The sequence below is a fragment of the Massilia orientalis genome (assembly GCF_030411975.2).
GTDB lineage: Bacteria > Pseudomonadota > Gammaproteobacteria > Burkholderiales > Burkholderiaceae_D > Telluria > Telluria orientalis.
In genome coordinates this window covers 1-16,337 of sequence record NZ_JASNRB020000049.1, presented here as the reverse complement: position 1 = coordinate 16,337, position 16,337 = coordinate 1, and the positions used below count along the sequence as shown (strand labels likewise).

The 16,337-nt window shown below is 54.1% G+C and carries 13 protein-coding genes; 12 read left to right on the top strand and 1 reads right to left on the bottom strand.

Annotated features, from left to right (window positions below):
- Positions 1-71: 71 nt before the first annotated feature.
- Entirely contained in the window at positions 72-887 is an 816-nt protein-coding gene (locus tag QPK29_RS32645; protein WP_371772332.1) for a hypothetical protein, read from the bottom strand.
- Between the two features lie 538 nt (positions 888-1,425).
- Between QPK29_RS32645 and QPK29_RS32640 the strand changes: the two genes are divergently transcribed.
- The 12 genes from QPK29_RS32640 (at position 1,426) to QPK29_RS32585 (ending at position 16,062) form a co-directional block, all read left to right on the top strand.
- On the top strand, positions 1,426-1,611 hold the full coding sequence (locus QPK29_RS32640; protein ID WP_371772331.1) for a hypothetical protein: 186 nt from the start codon (positions 1,426-1,428) through the stop codon (positions 1,609-1,611).
- Positions 1,612-1,876: 265 nt separating this feature from the next.
- Positions 1,877-4,243 (top strand): efflux RND transporter permease subunit, encoded by a 2,367-nt coding sequence (locus QPK29_RS32635; protein ID WP_371772333.1) that lies wholly within the window; start codon positions 1,877-1,879, stop codon positions 4,241-4,243.
- Between the two features lie 18 nt (positions 4,244-4,261).
- On the top strand, positions 4,262-5,236 hold the full coding sequence (locus QPK29_RS32630; protein WP_371772330.1) for a WD40/YVTN/BNR-like repeat-containing protein: 975 nt from the start codon (positions 4,262-4,264) through the stop codon (positions 5,234-5,236).
- A 353-nt stretch (positions 5,237-5,589) separates the two neighbouring features.
- Positions 5,590-6,585: an XdhC family protein gene (locus tag QPK29_RS32625; protein WP_371772329.1), complete on the top strand. Its 996-nt coding sequence runs from the start codon at positions 5,590-5,592 to the stop codon at positions 6,583-6,585.
- Between the two features lie 284 nt (positions 6,586-6,869).
- Positions 6,870-7,637, top strand: coding sequence for a hypothetical protein (locus QPK29_RS32620; RefSeq protein WP_371772328.1), 768 nt, complete (start codon positions 6,870-6,872; stop codon positions 7,635-7,637).
- A 1,584-nt stretch (positions 7,638-9,221) separates the two neighbouring features.
- Positions 9,222-9,506, top strand: a complete 285-nt coding sequence (locus QPK29_RS32615; RefSeq protein ID WP_371772327.1) for an alpha/beta hydrolase family protein — start codon at positions 9,222-9,224, stop codon at positions 9,504-9,506.
- A gap of 120 nt (positions 9,507-9,626) precedes the next feature.
- A complete protein-coding gene (locus QPK29_RS32610; protein WP_371772326.1) occupies positions 9,627-10,382 on the top strand; it encodes a maleate cis-trans isomerase family protein in 756 nt (251 codons plus the stop codon).
- Between the two features lie 11 nt (positions 10,383-10,393).
- Entirely contained in the window at positions 10,394-11,218 is an 825-nt protein-coding gene (locus QPK29_RS32605; protein ID WP_371772325.1) for an alpha/beta fold hydrolase, read from the top strand.
- A 69-nt stretch (positions 11,219-11,287) separates the two neighbouring features.
- Positions 11,288-12,352 carry a M29 family metallopeptidase gene (locus QPK29_RS32600; protein WP_371772324.1) on the top strand — a complete coding sequence of 355 codons (1,065 nt, stop codon included), beginning with the start codon at positions 11,288-11,290 and terminating at the stop codon, positions 12,350-12,352.
- Entirely contained in the window at positions 12,342-12,962 is a 621-nt protein-coding gene (locus QPK29_RS32595; RefSeq protein WP_371772323.1) for an N-carbamoylsarcosine amidohydrolase, read from the top strand. The genes QPK29_RS32600 and QPK29_RS32595 overlap by 11 nt, the downstream gene beginning before the upstream one ends.
- An 803-nt stretch (positions 12,963-13,765) precedes the next feature.
- Positions 13,766-15,211 carry an aldehyde dehydrogenase family protein gene (locus QPK29_RS32590; protein WP_371772322.1) on the top strand — a complete coding sequence of 482 codons (1,446 nt, stop codon included), beginning with the start codon at positions 13,766-13,768 and terminating at the stop codon, positions 15,209-15,211.
- Positions 15,212-15,561: 350 nt separating this feature from the next.
- Positions 15,562-16,062, top strand: coding sequence for a Cif family virulence factor (locus QPK29_RS32585; RefSeq protein WP_371772321.1), 501 nt, complete (start codon positions 15,562-15,564; stop codon positions 16,060-16,062).
- Positions 16,063-16,337 lie beyond the last annotated feature (275 nt).

Below are 16,337 nucleotides of genomic sequence, written 5' to 3'. Positions count from 1 at the left end.
TTACCTTCACTCATTCGCTGTCATCCTTTCGCGGACGACAGCTTAAACCACCGTCTCAAATTCGGGGTCCACTATACACATCTTTCGATGTGAAAGCCAAGCTTTGCCTTGATGGCCCTATTCAGTTGGGTCGCAGCTCTCGCCTCGACGAATGCGTCCTTAATATGTTCCATTTCAACAGTAAGCCGCAGGAACTGTTGGTAGTCGATTGCTGAGAGGCCTTCTAGGGCACCAAGCGTGTGCTTGATGACGCTGGTTTCGGGAACTCTCTTGCCCGACTTTTCTTCGTACCGAACTTTGACTCCTTCAATGACGACGCTGGCGTTACCGGTCTTGGCCATATTTACAATACGACGGCGGAACTCATGGCCGATGCTGTTCAGGAATTCGTCGAGCTGAAGGCGCGCTTGCCTGAGCCGTGCGATAGCCCCGCGCAGTTGGATCTCATAGTGCGTGCTTTGTTCGACCAACCTGCGAATCTTTTCCTCCCGTTCCTTTTCCCGCCTGGCATTCATCGCGAGGCTAATGTCTTTGAACACGGTACTGTCGGCGCCAAATTTATCGTTTGCACAATCGGCGCCCAGAATAGTAACCGTACCGTCTTTCAATTTTGCTACCCAACCATGGTTGTGCAGGGTGCCGCAAAGGGTGCCGCTTGCACGTTGAACGCAGCAACACTGTTTTTCTGCGAAGTGATACCAGCCGAGGATCTGGCGGTAGTTCTCCTGGGTCAGCGGATTGTTAGGGCGGTACTCCGGCAGAGAGGCGATCTGCTGAAAGCTTTCGAAGTTGAGGAGCTCGGGGTTGCCACCACCGTCCTGAATTACATTTGTAGAAATGCCTTCGTGAGCAAGATAGCAAGAATTGTGTCGAACAAGCGCACGCACGAGTCTCGAACGTCCCACTGCTGTGGGGCTTTGTGTTGTGTGATCAAACTCGTAAGAGCAGCGTATACATCTATGGGCGCATAAGGCCAGCCGGAAGAGCGGCTCATGTTGTTGGTGCGCGGGTCCAGTAGTGTGCTGAAGTGCCTGGACCGATCACGCACCACCTTGATATACGGCTACCTCAAGACCGCTCCAGTTGATGTTATGGACTTACCTGTCACATTCGACGAAAGCAGCACATGCTGGCACACAACATCGCGTCAAGGTCCATCACGCGGCTTTTCGCGATCCGTGCGCCGTCCCCGTGCACGGCGCCGTGACCTTTCCGATTTCTGCGCCTTCTCTCCCTGCTAGATCGCGCGAACCTTTGTTCAGCAACTGAGCGATGAGGACTGTGCTGAGGCCGCGCGATAGCCGGACATACGGGTTACACGCGATAAATGGCCTGTTGTCACCTGCCGCCACGGCAAGATGCCACTCATTATTGTTCCCGGGAGAGCAACCTCAGCTCTCTTCCATCATTGTTATAGGCCACGCTATGAATACCCCGAAACGTAGCACCGCATCCTGGCAAGCCGCCGACAAGAGTCACTTCGTTCATCCTTTCACCGACACTGCTTCACTGCACAAGGACGGCGCGCAGTTCATTGTACGTGACCATGGTGTATGGCTACGAGACAGCGAGGACAACGTTCTGCTGGACGGAATGGCTGATCGATGGTGAATCAACGTTGGTTACGGTCAGCCAACGCTTATCAAGTGCGCGAAGAAAGGGCATCGGAAGAGCGGACGTAGATTAGAACCAACGCCGGAACTTAGATATGACTGCAACATTATTAGATTCGCACTAATCCGAACGGTTTCCGTAGCTCGCAACAAGCTACCACAAGGTACGCATGGGCGTGGACGGGCGAGTAGATGAATGTTCCTTTAAGATTTCGAAACAAGACATAGCCGTAAAGACGGCGTCACCAGAAATATTCAAAATTATGAATTTGAAACCACTGATTGCTCGCTTGGAAGCGTTTCTGTTCCGTTATCGCGGACTTACGCTTACCGTACTGCTCGCGTTTACGGCTGTGATGGCCGTCTTTGCGAGCAAGCTCCACATGGAGGCTGGATTTGAAAAACAGATTCCCATCGGGCACGAATACGTCTCGACCTTCCAACAGTACAGGCAAGACCTCCCAAACGCAAATCGTCTCACGGTCGTAGTCAAGGCCCGCAAAGGTACGATCTGGACGAAAGAAGCTTTGACCCGGCTTTATGAGGTAACGCAGACCGTGACATTGCTGCCTAATGTCGACAGGCTGGGCGTCAAATCCTTGTGGACGCCAAACAGTTTTGTTAACGAGATTACCGAAGATGGTTTCCGCGCTCAGCCGATTATTCCCGGCACAATTACCGTCGACGCGCTTACACCCCAAGAAATCAATAATATCCAGACCTCAACTAGCCGTGCAGGGTACATTGGCACGTTGGTTTCTCGAGATCAGACGTCCGCCATGGTAACGGCAGAGCTGAACGAGGTCGGCGTAGACGGCCGAAAGATTGACTACATTAACTACAATAATTTGATCGAGTCGCAAATTCGGAAGAAGTTTGAAGACAAAAATTTCAAAATCGAAATTATCGGGTTTGCCAAGCAGATCGGAGATATTGCAGAGGGCGGAAAAAGTGTAGTCCAATTTTTTGGTTTAGCACTGATTTTGACACTGGCAGCGGTCTATTGGTATTGTCATTCGTGGCGCTTTACGGTGCTGCCAGTTGCATGCTCGCTAACATCTTTGGTTTGGCAGTTCGGTACACTGAATTTGATGGGATACGGGCTCGATCCACTTGCTGTACTTGTACCGTTTCTGGTTTTCGCCATTGGTGTGTCCCACGGTGTCCAACAAATTAACTTTATCGTTCGCGGTCTGGCTCAAGGCAAAACGACAATGCAGGCCGCGCGAGCAAGCTTTACGGGGTTACTTATTCCCGGGGTCCTCGCGTTAGTAACTGCTCTCATCTCATTCCTGACGCTTCTGCTAATTCCGATTCCAATGATTCGTGAGCTGGCCATTACCGCTTCGCTCGGCGTCGGCTACAAAATACTTACCAACTTGGTAATGTTGCCGCTTGCTGCCTCATATTGCAACTTCACGGACGCGTATGCCAAGAAGGCCATGCGCAAGCGCGAGGCGCGCACCAAAATTATTCGCGCAATCGCGGTGGTGGCCGAATGGCGCAATGCAGTCGTAATTACTTGCATTTCGATTCTGGTACTCGGAGTAACTGCATGGGCGAGCCGAGACCGTGTCATTGGTACGGTCCAGCCTGGCGCTCCTGAACTGCGCGCTGAAGCTCGGTTTAACCAGGACGCGGTCGCCGTTTCCTCTAGCTTTAATATGGGTTTAGACTGGCTTACAGTCGTGGTCGCAGCTCCGCCCGAGTCGTGTGAAAACGTTAATGTTGGATTGTATGCTGACGAGTTTGGGGCCGCGATGCGAAACGTTACTGGCGTGGTCGCCATCGATTCGTTTGCTGAACAGTTGCGCACATATAACCAAGGCTATAACGAAGGTTACCCAAAAATGCACGTAGTTCCGATTGATTCATCGAACTATTCTGCATTAGCGACGGAAGTGGGACGCGTTAGAGGGTACAACAACAAGGACTGCTCGATGACGGCCGTGCATCTTTATCTTACGGATCACAAGGCTGTTACCATCGATCGTGTATTGGCTGCTGTGCAGCAGTTTGCTGCAAACAGGCCAGCACCAGCAGGGGTTCGCCTCCGTTTGGCAGCCGGTAACGCCGGCGTCTTAGCGGCAACAAACCAGGAGCTCGAACGTAGCGAATTACCCATGATGCTATATGTCTACGCTGCCATTATTCTTCTCGTTCTTATTGTGTATCGCGATTTTCGCGCCGCCTTGGCCTGCTGTTTTCCTTTGACTGTTGGCACTTTCATCGGTTACTGGTTCATGAAAGAATTCGAAATCGGTCTGACCGTCGCGACTCTTCCCGTGATGGTTCTAGCAGTAGGCATCGGCGTTGACTATGCACTCTACATTTATAACCGCCTCCAAATGCATTTGGCTGATGGCGACTCGATGCGAACTGCGATGACTCGAGCTCTAGAATTTGAAGGTATCGCAACTATCTTCACCGCATTAACGCTTGCTCTGGGGGTTGGCACGTGGGTGTTCTCCGACCTCAAATTTCAGGCCGACATGGGCAAGCTCTTGGCTTTCATGTTTCTTGTGAATCTTGTGATGGCCTTTACTGCTCTGCCAGCTCTGGCTGTAGTGCTAGAGCGCGTCTTTCCGAGAAAGTCCGCCGCCTATTCCCCTTCGATTTTGTCCCATTGATTTTTGAAAGCTTCGGATATGAAATTGTATAAAGCCGCGGTGTCGATGAGCTTGCTGGTGGCGACAAGCATTACGGCCAATGCGCAAACAGCTACCCCTGCCACGGTGGTTGTGCGCGCGGCAAACAAATCGCCGAATTTATCCAAGACTGAGTACCTCGCGGCCGTTCGCGCTGGAAAACGCCTTGTTGCCGTTGGCGAACACGGAACGATTGCCCTGTCAGACGACGATGGTCTCACGTGGCACCAGGCACGTACGGTCCCGACATCTGCAGAGCTTACCGACGTGTATTTTGTCGATGACAACAATGGATGGGCGGTCGGCCATTGGGGGACGATTCTGAAGACGACCGATGGTGGCAACAACTGGTCTTCTTCGCGTAACGATACCAAGGTTGATCAACCGCTATTCTCTGTCTTCTTCAGGAATTCGAAAGACGGGTTCGCAGTTGGATTATGGTCTCTGATGTTAAAAACCAATGATGGAGGCGCCACTTGGAGCCCGGTGCAGCTCCCTCCACCTGACGGTGCAAAGCGCGCCGATCGCAATCTGTTCAGCATTTTTTCAGCACCAAGTGAACCGATATTTATTACGGCAGAGCGCGGCCTCGTATACCGATCAAACGATAACGGCGCAACCTGGTCTCCAATTGCGAGCGGTTATTCTGGCAGCTTGTGGTGTGGTACCGTACTCAAGGACGGTACCGTCCTCGTCGGGGGCCTGCGTGGCAGCGTCTACCGTAGCGCCGATAAAGGCACTACATGGAATCGTATTGACTCTGGCATCACGAGCTCTATTACCAATTTCGTCCAACTGCCCAATCATATAGTTATTGGAACCGCAGTTGATGGAGTTACCATTATTAGCAATGACGGTGGGCTAACATTCAAAAGTAAGCAGGGTGAGGATCGTCAGGCGTACACGGCTGCCGTCGCTCTGAAGAATGGGCGAGTGCTCCTCGTCGGTTCCCACGGTATTCGCTCCATCCACTAATACCGGCGTTCGGCGTCTGTCCGACAGCAGCTGAATAAGCTGCTGTCACGTACTTGTGGCGCCTACATCGTGAGGCCCGCAGCTTGACGGATTCTAATTTGGCTCCTCAGTTGTTTCATATTACGAGAAGCAGGTACAGCTCAGGTAAAGACTCATGTGCGAGCTCCGACTCAGAAAAGATTCGAACCGAAGACATGTAGCTTACGAAATCCCCATAACGCCTATTGCCCGGCAACGGCCTACCGCACCAAACAGAGCCAAAATTGCCAGGGTAACAGCGGTCGCCCACGAAACATGCACCGCTCCGGATATACGCGAAAATACATCTCAGTGGCGTCGTCACCGAAATCTAGATGGACTCTATCGACCTTGAAGTACTAAACGCTTGTGCCCAGTGGCTGCGCGATGGATGGCGTTGCGAATATATAACTGTAGTGCACACATGGGGGTCCAGCCCCCGACCGGTTGGGGCGACAATGGCAATTCGTGCCGATGGTACGGTAGTCGGATCTGTCTCCGGGGGATGTATTGAGGATGACCTAATAGCATCAATACGAGAGCATGGCATAGTACAAACGACGCCCAAAGTCCTTACCTACGGAATTTCGGCCGACGAGGCGCACAGGTTTGGCTTGCCCTGCGGCGGGACTATTCAGCTAGTGGTCGAGCCGCTCGCCAATCACAGCCGCATAAGCGAACTGGCTGGCCTGATGAGTGATCGCATTCTGACAAAGCGCATCCTGGACCTAGAAACCGGAACGGTTGAGTTGGCCAATGGTTGTGCTGAAGAACAATTATGCTTGTCGAACGGTAGGCTGCTTACCATCCACGGGCCACGGCTGCGCTTACTCATTATAGGTGCCGGCCAGTTATCACAGTTTCTGGCACAAATTGCGCTTTGCCTCGAGTATCAGGTAACGGTATGCGATCCGCGCGACGAACACCGCGCCAGCTGGACTTTAAAGGGCGTAGAGCTCGTGCGCGCTATGCCAGACGACGTTGTACTGCAGATGAAGCTAGACCAGCGTAGTGCAGTCGTGGCATTGACGCATGATCCAAAATTGGATGACCTGGCGCTGATGGAAGCACTACGTACCGAAGCGTTTTACGTAGGTGCGATCGGCTCACGCGCTAACAACGCCAAGCGGCGGGAGCGCTTGCGGCACTTTGACTTAAGCGGCCAGCAGATTGCCAAGCTGCGCGGCCCTATCGGTTTGTATATCGGCAGTAAGACTCCCTACGAAATCGCTATTTCGATACTCGCCGAGTTGACCGCTGTCAAAAACAATGTAGCTGTTCCCTGGAAATTGGGCGTCGCCGCGGGTAAGGAGTTAGACCGACCGCGATGACCTTCAGACCAACATCAGCCGCCGAGGTATGACTACCTGACGTGTACTGTCGACAACCTGGGTATCTGTTCCATCAAAGACCGGCTGCTTACTGAAACGTTCGGCAAAGGAAAATGACAATAAATATCTGAGGACCGAATGACGCCACTGTTGGATGTAGGAAACGCGGATACAGCGCTTAGTTCGCTCTTCCGTGTCGCTCCAAAGCCGGTTCAAACCCCCATCGAAATGAAGGAACGCAGTCTCTGTCGAAATAATCAACTTCGCAACCCCGAGGAGGAGCCATGCATATAATTGACGCATTACAATCGAATTTCTATGAAATCGATGTTTCGGGCAGCTCCGGTACCATGTCGGACGTGTTCGAAGATTGGAAGCCTCACGATAGATTCGGCCTTCTGGTGTACGAGCCTCTCGCTGGAACTGGAGCAGCGCATCTTATCCAATTGGCCTGTATGTGCTTTTACGATTCAAAGCCTGCGCGCAGGACCGACCGTAAAATCTACCCAGAAATCTTCGCGATACATGTTGGCGAATGGCGGGGTGGCCATGGCGAGTTCGATTTTTGGCCCGCCCGCCGCGAGGTGCGTGTTGACAACGATCCATGTGAAATTCTCGGCGCAATCAACGATAGAGGCATTACGCGTCTAGCCATGCCTGAGCGCCCTCAGCGTGACATCGTGCATCGTAGAAAGGAGGAAGATTGCGCATTAGATCGTCTGGTTACAGTTGTGACGTACGGTCCGACTGGCCGCGTAAGCAACCCCGATTTCACCATTAGAAGTAACAACGGCCGTAGCGAACAGGATGTCCGACGAGTTATCCGTCCGAAGGAGATTTCTAAATTCGGCCGCGTTCAACAGGGGAAGCCGCGGGTACCAGTGAAGGAATGGGATACCGACTACGGGCCTCGGCAGGCCGAGCTCAATGCAAATGTCACCCCTGCTCTACGCGAGCAGGCAGAGCGTCATCGCGAGGCACTCAAAGTCGACGGTCTCGTGACCGAATCCTATCGATTCGTCAGTCCTGAGATTGCGCTCAGGAGTCTCTGAGACGCTCAATACCGCTAAAAAGACTAGTTCACATGTTACAAGCCGCGTTGGGGCACTGTGCACGGCCTTTGATATCACGGCAAATCTCATAAGGTCAGATATGTTGTTCGGACCCAGTGAAGTGCCGGGGATCGCCGGTATGGCTGACAACAGCACCTCACCGATTTTTCCAATTTTCCAACCGCCCAGTTGAATAGCGGAATTTAGGGTAGCGACGCCCAGGGATCGCAGCCTTATACCGTTGCAAATTTCAAAACTTGGTCGGGATACTGTTATCACGACCAGCGAGCCAAGCCGCAGTGGAACATACGAAGGCGCCGTCGCAGGCTGGACAACCGGCCATACCCTAAGCCCGCCCGCCCGAGCGAACCGTCGCGGGTTGCGATCAAGGGTAGCTTGCAGGCGAGCTTCCTCGAGAGATGGTCCTGTCCATTGTTTGGCCTGATAACACCTTTGTTTCCCCTGTCCGAAAATCTACGATGGTTCGATCTCGTCCTGGTTGACCAGTGGTACTGCGCGATTGTGTCGAAGTCTGACGAGCGCACATCGACCAGAATCGGGTTGTAGGTATCGCGGGAAAAATTGTTAATACTCCGGATATATGCAGTCTCGACGCAGCTCTTGGCTTGGACAAACAACAAGCCTTAAGCGACCGCAAGGCACATCTCCCCGGACGTGAAGAGTGCGCACGCTTCAATACCGGTCACTAGGGCGAGTCAAAAATATCGCAGGATGGGAGATGGAAAAGACTCAACACACAGTGGCCCCGGAAGTGCAGAAGTCAATCAAATGGGACGGCCATGCGCTTCACTAACCTATGCGGACCATATCAGCTGCTACACGGACAACAACGCGTTCAGTGCGCTACGCACAGAGTCGCCGCCGGCCATCTCAAACCGCTTGGAGGTGCCGTGATCCTCGACAAACCGTTTGCTACCCTCGATTAGAGCCATGAGAATTTACGAACTAGCCGATTTCGGCGGACGCTTTCTGACCACACCGCGGCGCAATAGCGAAGGGCGTACTTTGCCTGGCACTTCAGCGTACGTCGAATGGTTTTTGCCAAGCCGACCAAAGGCGGTATCAATCACCTTCGTGCATGGGGGAGGTGGACAAGGGTCCGAGTTTCTACGGACCCCGGACAACCGGCCTGGATGGGTTCACGCCTTTTTGCGGGCGGGCTACCCGGTCTATGTGTTGGATCGCCCCGGTCATGGCCGAAGCAACTGGGACACCGCCGTGCTTGGGCCCGCAACGGCGGCGCCTGATTACGAAACATTGATGCCGAGATTTGTCGACGTCGCACGGTGTGGTCTTTGGCCTGAGGCAACTTTGCACTCTCAATGGCCATCAATGCCTGCGGGCAACGATGACCGCTTCATGGCCAGCCAAGGTCCAATGGCGACGCGCCTGGTTTCGAGCCAGCGACACGCTGAGGAAATTGCTCCAGAGCTATTCGAACTGACTGGAGACACCGTCCTCTTGACTCACTCAGCAGGCGGGCCGTGTGGTTGGGCTCTAAGCGCGTGCGGAGGCCCCCGTGTGCGAGGAATCCTGGCTGTAGAGCCACTTGGCGCACCTGGCATGGAGCATCCGTTAGGACGTTTCGAGAACGGACTTTGCGCGGCCGACTTCGGCGGTAGCTTCGATCCTTATGCGCCACCGATTGCGATGCTGACAGCGGAGGCAACGTGGATGCGGGATATGAATTTCCGCGCCGCTCAATTTCTACGACAGCGTAACCCTAGCTTCACTCACTTTGATCTGCCAGCTCACGGGATCCGGGGCAACGGACACATGATGATGTCAGAGCTGAATAGTGATTTGATAGCGCAATTAATGCTCGACTGGCTGGAAACGATTCTTTAAAACCCCAACGTCAACGAAATACAGGGCTAGGGTATTTCCGCGAAACGCACCCATGTGTACGAGGATGTGTTACGCGACTACAAGCCCGGATCGACGTTACACACTAATGGAGCTTTAGGTATGACGAAAAATTTCAGAATTGGGCAGATTGTCCCAAGCTCGAACACGACGATGGAAACCGAAATTCCGGCGATGCTCACGGCACGCCAACTGATTCGGCCCGAGGAGCGGTTCACGTTCCATTCGAGCCGTATGCGAATGAAGAAGGTTGTCAAAGAGGAGCTCGCGGCGATGGACGCGGAGTCCGATCGCTGCGCAACTGAACTGTCGGATGCACGCGTTGACGTTCTCGGCTATGCCTGTCTCGTCGCGATCATGGCGATGGGGCCTGGTTACCACCGCGTGTCGCAGGAGCGCCTGCAAGGTCGCACGGTGGAGAACGATGGCAAAGCCCCGGTGATCACAAGCGCAGGCGCTCTGGTGGATGCACTGAAGGTCATGAACGCCAAACGCATTGCTGTCGTCGCTCCCTACATGAAGCCACTGACAGAAATGGTCGTCAACTACATTCGCACCGAGGGCTACGAAGTGTCCGTATGGCGCGCCCTTGAGATCGCCGACAATCTCGAGGTCGGCCGTCACGACCCGGCGAAACTTCCCGCCATCGTCGCATCGATGGACTTGTCGAATGTCGATGTCATCGTACTTTCCGCATGCGTCCAAATGCCTTCACTGCAGGCAGTGTCGATGGTTGAGGCGATGACTGGCAAGCCTGTGGTAACGGCAGCAATCGCGACGACCTACGCGATGCTCAAGGCCCTTGGCCTCGAAACGGTCGTACCTGGTGCCGGCGCGCTCCTGTCCGGTGCATATTAAGAGGCCGGGCGATGAGTTCCACTTTTCTTTACGGCGCGAATGTCCATGCGAATGGGATCCGCCAACACTATCTACGCTATGGCGGCAGCGTGGGACAACGCACGCATAGAGATGCAGTCGTTATCATCCCGGGTATTACCAGTCCGGCCGTAACGTGGGGCTTCGTCGGCGAGCGCTTCGGGCAGCAATTCGACACTTACGTGCTTGACGTGCGCGGACGCGGACTGTCCGAGGCCAGCGACACGCTCGACTACAGTCTCGCTGCACAAGCGGCTGACGTTGCTATGTTCGCCCAGGCACTCGGCCTGAATCGTTATGCGCTAGTCGGCCATTCGATGGGGGCGCGAATCGCAGCTAGGGTAGCCCGAGACTATCCACAGGGCCTGACGCGCGCCGTCCTGGTCGACCCTCCGGTATCCGGACCGGGACGGCGTCCTTATCCGTCTAAGTTGCCGTGGTATATCGACTCGATCCGTGAGGCGCGTGCAGGTATGGACGTCGAGGCAATGAAGAAATATTGCCCGACATGGACAGATGCCCAGTTGACCCTGCGCGCCGAATGGCTGCATACCTGCGATGAGCGGGCGGTGATCGCCAGCTTCGAGGGATTCCATACCGATGACTTCCATCAAGATCTGCAACATCTTGCTGTGCCAGCGATGCTGATGGTCGCCGGACGAGGCGATGTAGTTCAGGCGGCAGACATTGAAGAAATCCGTAACTTGTTGCCAGCCATCGAACTGAGCCGGGTGCCTAACGCAGGCCATATGATCCCTTGGGACGACGAAGAGGGCTTCTATGTCGCGTTGAGCAGTTTTCTCGGCAGCAAAATTTGACTGAAAACAAGCGCGTGTCACCGACCTTTTCCCGGTACCGCAGACAATGCATGTCATCAAGGAGGCATAATGCCTGTTAGCGATCTAGAATTGGTCAATGCATGGAAACAGGTGTTGACTTTGTCAAATCTGAAGTGCGGCGATAATGTAACCGTACTCACGAGCAGTAATACCCATCCGCAAACACTGGCCACTGCCATGATCGCCGCGGGGATGTTAGGGGCAGTGGTTAACCGTTTGGATCTGCCCCCCGTCAATGCAGAGAAGGCACATAGTCGCGATTCCCTCGCGTACCTGGGAACTACGCCACTAACCGGTAATCGGTCCGCGATCGCAGCCCTGAAGGAAAGCGATCTCGTGCTTGATCTGATGACCCTGCTGTTCTCGCCTGAGCAGCACGAAATCCTTGCCAGCGGTACGAAAATTCTTCTGGCAGTGGAGCCCCCCGAGGTGTTGGTCCGACTTGTCCCTACGGCGACGGATCGCGATCGAGTCACAAAGGCTGCAGCACTTATTGAAGCCGCAAAAGAAATGCGCGTCGTGTCCGAGGCTGGCACAGACCTGCGTTGTGCGCTGGGGCATTTCCCCGCGATTAGCGAATACGGCTTTGTTGACGCTCCAGGCCGTTGGGACCACTGGCCAAGTGGCTTCGTGCTGACTTGGCCGAACGAAGGAGGAAGCGAGGGGACAATTGTGCTCGATCGTGGTGACATCTTGCTGCCACAAAAGACTTACGTAACCGACCCGGTAAAACTGACGATCAAAAACGGATACTGCGTTGCCATTGAGGGCGGCGTAGATGCAGCTCTGTTGCGCGACTATATGGAAAGTTTCCATGACCCCGAAGCGTATGCAATGTCTCACATCGGGTGGGGACTGCAGCCGCGATCGCGTTGGTCGACGCTCGCCTTATATGATCGCGAACAGACGATCGGCATGGACGCCCGTGCCTACGAAGGCAACTTCCTATGTTCGCTCGGGCCAAACAATGAAGCGGGCGGTAGCCGTACGACCGCCTGCCATATCGATATCCCTATCCGAAACTGTACTGTAAAGCTCGATGGCAGGGATGTCGTGCGGCAAGGAAAAGTACTGGACCAAGAGAATTTCCAAGGAGAGCGCCATGCACAGTGAGATCGGGACTTATCGCAGCCAAGGGTTCGGCGGCCAACTTGAGCCCCGTGCGCCATATGGACTATTGTTGATTGACTTCGTGAACGGTTTTGCCGATCCGGCCGTCTTCGGGGGCGGCAATATTGGCGCCGCTATTGCTAAAAGTATTCCCCTGCTCGCCCAGGCCAGAGCGAAAAACTGGCCAATCGCTCACTCGCGGATTGTGTTTTCCGATAGCGGTTCGGACAATAACATCTTTACGCTTAAAGTACCGGGCATGCTGACGCTTAAGGAAGATGATCCCCGAAGTGCGATCGTGCCAGAACTAGCGCCGGTCGAGAACGAGCTGGTTGTTCGCAAACAAGTACCGTCAGCTTTCTTCGGCACGTCACTAGCGGCTTGGCTGACACAGCGCGGTGTTCAAACGCTCGTGATAGCAGGTTGCGTAACGAGCGGATGCGTTCGCGCCAGCGTGGTTGACGCAATGTCGCTGGGATTTCGGCCACTGGTGATTTCGGACTGCGTAGGAGATCGTGCGATTGGTCCGCATGATGCAAGCCTGTTCGACATGCAGCAAAAATATGCATCGGTCATGACGTTTGACGAAGCGCTGGCAGTTTTGAATGCTTAAACAAGCTATTACGAAGCTAGCGATCGTTTGACGAGTTCCGCCATGGACGTTGGCCCGGCCTGACATCGCCATCGAATGTTGTGTCGGCACTGGTACTATCTTTGTTCTGTTAACTAGCTGTCTTCGACGTAAAGCGCGTCCTTGCTCCTGTCAAAGCACTGCCATTTGGCAGGAGCAGAAACCATGTGTCCGCCATGCCAGTCAGCTTGGTTTTCACGCGGTCTCACGGTACTTAGGAAACGACATTGTCCAAGCCTACGTGCCATCGGTAAGGGGCATTGTGGTTACCCACGCCAGGGCCGCCTGTTCCCAGTGAATCAAGCAGTTACAGCTTCACAGTACAGACACTTGTGCGCAAGCTCTGGACTACTGCTGCAGTCATACCCGAGACAGCAAGTCAAAAATGATCTCGATGGACACGATCGAAACGTACTGTGCAACATTCGCGACCGAAACAGCCTGGGCACTAAGAGGCTTGGCATTTTTCCTTTCGAGGCCGAGCGTTTGAACGCGACGGCGTTCAGCAAACCGTTTTGGATCGAGCAAACTGCAGGCACGTTTAGCACGTCTGAGTTCCTCAGCGCTTCTTTGAGCACATCGGACCGTAACTGTCTTACTGCAATCTTATCCGTTGGCGATAGCTGCAGCTCCATATGGCCACAAAGCACCTCGTTGCGTACACGAGCGCTGCCTATCGTAGTGACATATCGATATCGCTAGTACGGCCTGTCGGCAACCGCCCCCGAGACACGCACAATCGGGGACGGGCGATTGATCAATCCAGTTCTCTTGAAAGCAACATCATGATTTCCTCACATCACCTTTCGAACTTCTATATTGCTGGCCACTGGGTGCCACCACAAGCAGGCGCGAGCCAACATGAGATCATCAACCCGGCTACCGGTGAGGTTTCTGGTGTTGTAACTTATGGAACTGACGCCGACGTACATAAGGCAGTGAACGCCGCCGCTCGGGCTTTCCAAGGTTATGCAGCGTTGCCGCAGTCCCAACGCAACGAGCTTTTACAAGCTATATGCGCCGAATATGAGCGCCGCCTTCCAGATATGGCTGAGGCAATCACCGCCGAGATGGGCGCTCCGCTTGAGACGCTGTCGAAACCTTTGCAAGCGAAGACTGGGCTTTGGCATTTTCAAACAGCCTTGGCGATTGCTCGGGATTTCGAATTCAGCCGGCTTCAAGGAACGACACGCATTATGCGTGAGCCGGTGGGTGTGTGTGCGCTTATCACCCCATGGAATTGGCCAATCAACCAGATCGCTTGCAAGGTTGCCCCGGCGCTCGCCGTTGGCTGCAGCATCGTACTGAAGCCTAGTCAAAACGCGCCATATTCCGCAGCCCTATTGGCGGAAATCTTGCACGATGCCGGCGTACCAGCCGGCGTGTTCAATATGGTACAGGGTCCTGGCGCCGCGTTCGGCCAATTGCTGGCCTCGCATCCGTTAGTCGATATGGTGTCGCTGACCGGTTCCAACGCTGCTGGCGCCAGCGTCACGAAGGCGGCAGCCGATACCGTCAAGAGAGTTTCCCTGGAGCTTGGGGGGAAGTCGGCAAACATCATCCTACCGACCGCTGATCTTGACAAGGCCGTTACTCACGGCGTGACCTTAATGATGCATAACTCTGGTCAAACGTGCGTGGCACCTTCGCGAATGCTGGTGCCGCAAGATCGCCTGGTAGAGGTGGAAGCAATCGCAAAGCGCGTTTGCGAATCGTTGGTCATCGGCGATCCGCTTTTACCCGACACTTTCATGGGACCGATTGCCAATGCTCGCCAGTACCAGCGAGTTGTCGAAATGATCGACGCAGGTGTGGCTGAAGGAGCGCACTTAGTCACTGGCGGTACGGGCAAGCCTGAAAACTGCGAACGTGGTTATTTTGTCCAGCCGACGGTATTTAGCCGTGTAAACAACCAAATGACGATCGCTCGCGAGGAAATTTTCGGTCCAGTTCTCACGATCCTTCCCTATTCTACTGTTGACGAAGCGATCGATATCGCGAACGACTCACCGTATGGGCTGTCCGGATACGTTTATGGTGCTACCGTCGAAGAGGCGCAAAGCGTCGCTAGCCGCTTGCGAACTGGCATGGTCCATCTGAACGGCGCAAATGTCGATATGGCTGCGCCGTGGGGCGGCTACAAGCAATCAGGAAACGGCCGCGAGTGGGGCGCATGGGGATTCGACGAATTTCTGGAAACAAAAGCCCTGCTAGGAGCAGCAGCTAACTAACCCATTTCAATGCCGGGGAAATTCTTGACCAAAGTCATCGATAAAAGCGCATCGGTTCCCTTACAGGAACTTAGTAGCGGTGGAACCTGCGCGCTGCCCTAGGATTAGCCGCCGCGCTCGTGGTAGCAGTTCGCAAGTTCGAGTGCATGATTGGAAGCGAGAATGCTTTAGTCCACAAGATACCGGTTGGTGTCCTAATTGCGGTGGGCGTTCCGTGTTCCTCTGCGGTCTGGCTGCCCAGTATCGTCCTGCTCAGTGCTCCGCTGTCGTTAACGAATAAACCTCGCGTTTCGTCCAAGCTTTGCCAAAATGTTGTTAATTGCCATTTCAAACCGTCAACTGGAACATATATGAAACTCAAGAAGCTTGATTTTTTCGCTCTGGCACTGATGTGTGCAACCTCATATTCAGCGGCCGCGTTCGCCCCAGCCAGTACGCCCGACGACGTCACCTCCAGGGAGATTCGCGGACTCTTCAAGAGTCAGGACGAGGCAAACTGGAACGGTGAGACGCCTGAACAGTTGGCACGCCGGTTCTACACTGAGGACGTCGTTATCGTTGGAGAGGGCGAGACTTCTACGCAACGTGGGATGAAAGATGCGGTCTCAGCACTCGTGAACTGGAACGAGTATTTAGGTCCTGGAGGCAACAAGCTCTGCCACTTCGAAGTGCTTGAACCGGTCATTACCTCAGGAGACATGGCTTCCGCATTTGTAACCTTGAGTTGTAAGCCTAACCCACCAAAAACGACCAAACCCGAATCAATCCGCCAGCTGTTCGTTCTGCGACGTACTCCACAGGGCTGGCGTGTGGCACAGGAGATGTGGGAAAACGGCGGCATGGACCATTGATAACCTGCATTTCTGTCGCAGTCAGAAATGTATACGGATTAGTGAAAGCTAATCCGTTACTTGGTACAGGGCTACAAAATAGCGGCCACGACGTCGCACCTGCACGCACGGAGCAGGCGGCTAAAATTCCAGACACCTTTTCCCGCCCGCAATCGAGGACCGCACGCCTAAGCTTGAGTGTACAGCCATCGGCGACACCAATTGGCCTGTAAGCACCTCGTCGGTATGGATGGCAATTTCTACCATCGTTCCGAGTCAATTACTGTCAACGCTCG

Bases quoted from the DNA above. Each gene is read 5' to 3' on its own strand.
- QPK29_RS32640 (WP_371772331.1), top strand. From the start codon at position 1,426: ATGAATACCCCGAAACGTAGCACCGCATCCTGGCAAGCCGCCGACAAG.
- QPK29_RS32635 (WP_371772333.1), top strand. From the start codon at position 1,877: ATGAATTTGAAACCACTGATTGCTCGCTTGGAAGCGTTTCTGTTCCGT.
- QPK29_RS32630 (WP_371772330.1), top strand. From the start codon at position 4,262: ATGAAATTGTATAAAGCCGCGGTGTCGATGAGCTTGCTGGTGGCGACA.
- QPK29_RS32625 (WP_371772329.1), top strand. From the start codon at position 5,590: ATGGACTCTATCGACCTTGAAGTACTAAACGCTTGTGCCCAGTGGCTG.
- QPK29_RS32620 (WP_371772328.1), top strand. From the start codon at position 6,870: ATGCATATAATTGACGCATTACAATCGAATTTCTATGAAATCGATGTT.
- QPK29_RS32615 (WP_371772327.1), top strand. From the start codon at position 9,222: ATGGAGCATCCGTTAGGACGTTTCGAGAACGGACTTTGCGCGGCCGAC.
- QPK29_RS32610 (WP_371772326.1), top strand. From the start codon at position 9,627: ATGACGAAAAATTTCAGAATTGGGCAGATTGTCCCAAGCTCGAACACG.
- QPK29_RS32605 (WP_371772325.1), top strand. From the start codon at position 10,394: ATGAGTTCCACTTTTCTTTACGGCGCGAATGTCCATGCGAATGGGATC.
- QPK29_RS32600 (WP_371772324.1), top strand. From the start codon at position 11,288: ATGCCTGTTAGCGATCTAGAATTGGTCAATGCATGGAAACAGGTGTTG.
- QPK29_RS32595 (WP_371772323.1), top strand. From the start codon at position 12,342: ATGCACAGTGAGATCGGGACTTATCGCAGCCAAGGGTTCGGCGGCCAA.
- QPK29_RS32590 (WP_371772322.1), top strand. From the start codon at position 13,766: ATGATTTCCTCACATCACCTTTCGAACTTCTATATTGCTGGCCACTGG.
- QPK29_RS32585 (WP_371772321.1), top strand. From the start codon at position 15,562: ATGAAACTCAAGAAGCTTGATTTTTTCGCTCTGGCACTGATGTGTGCA.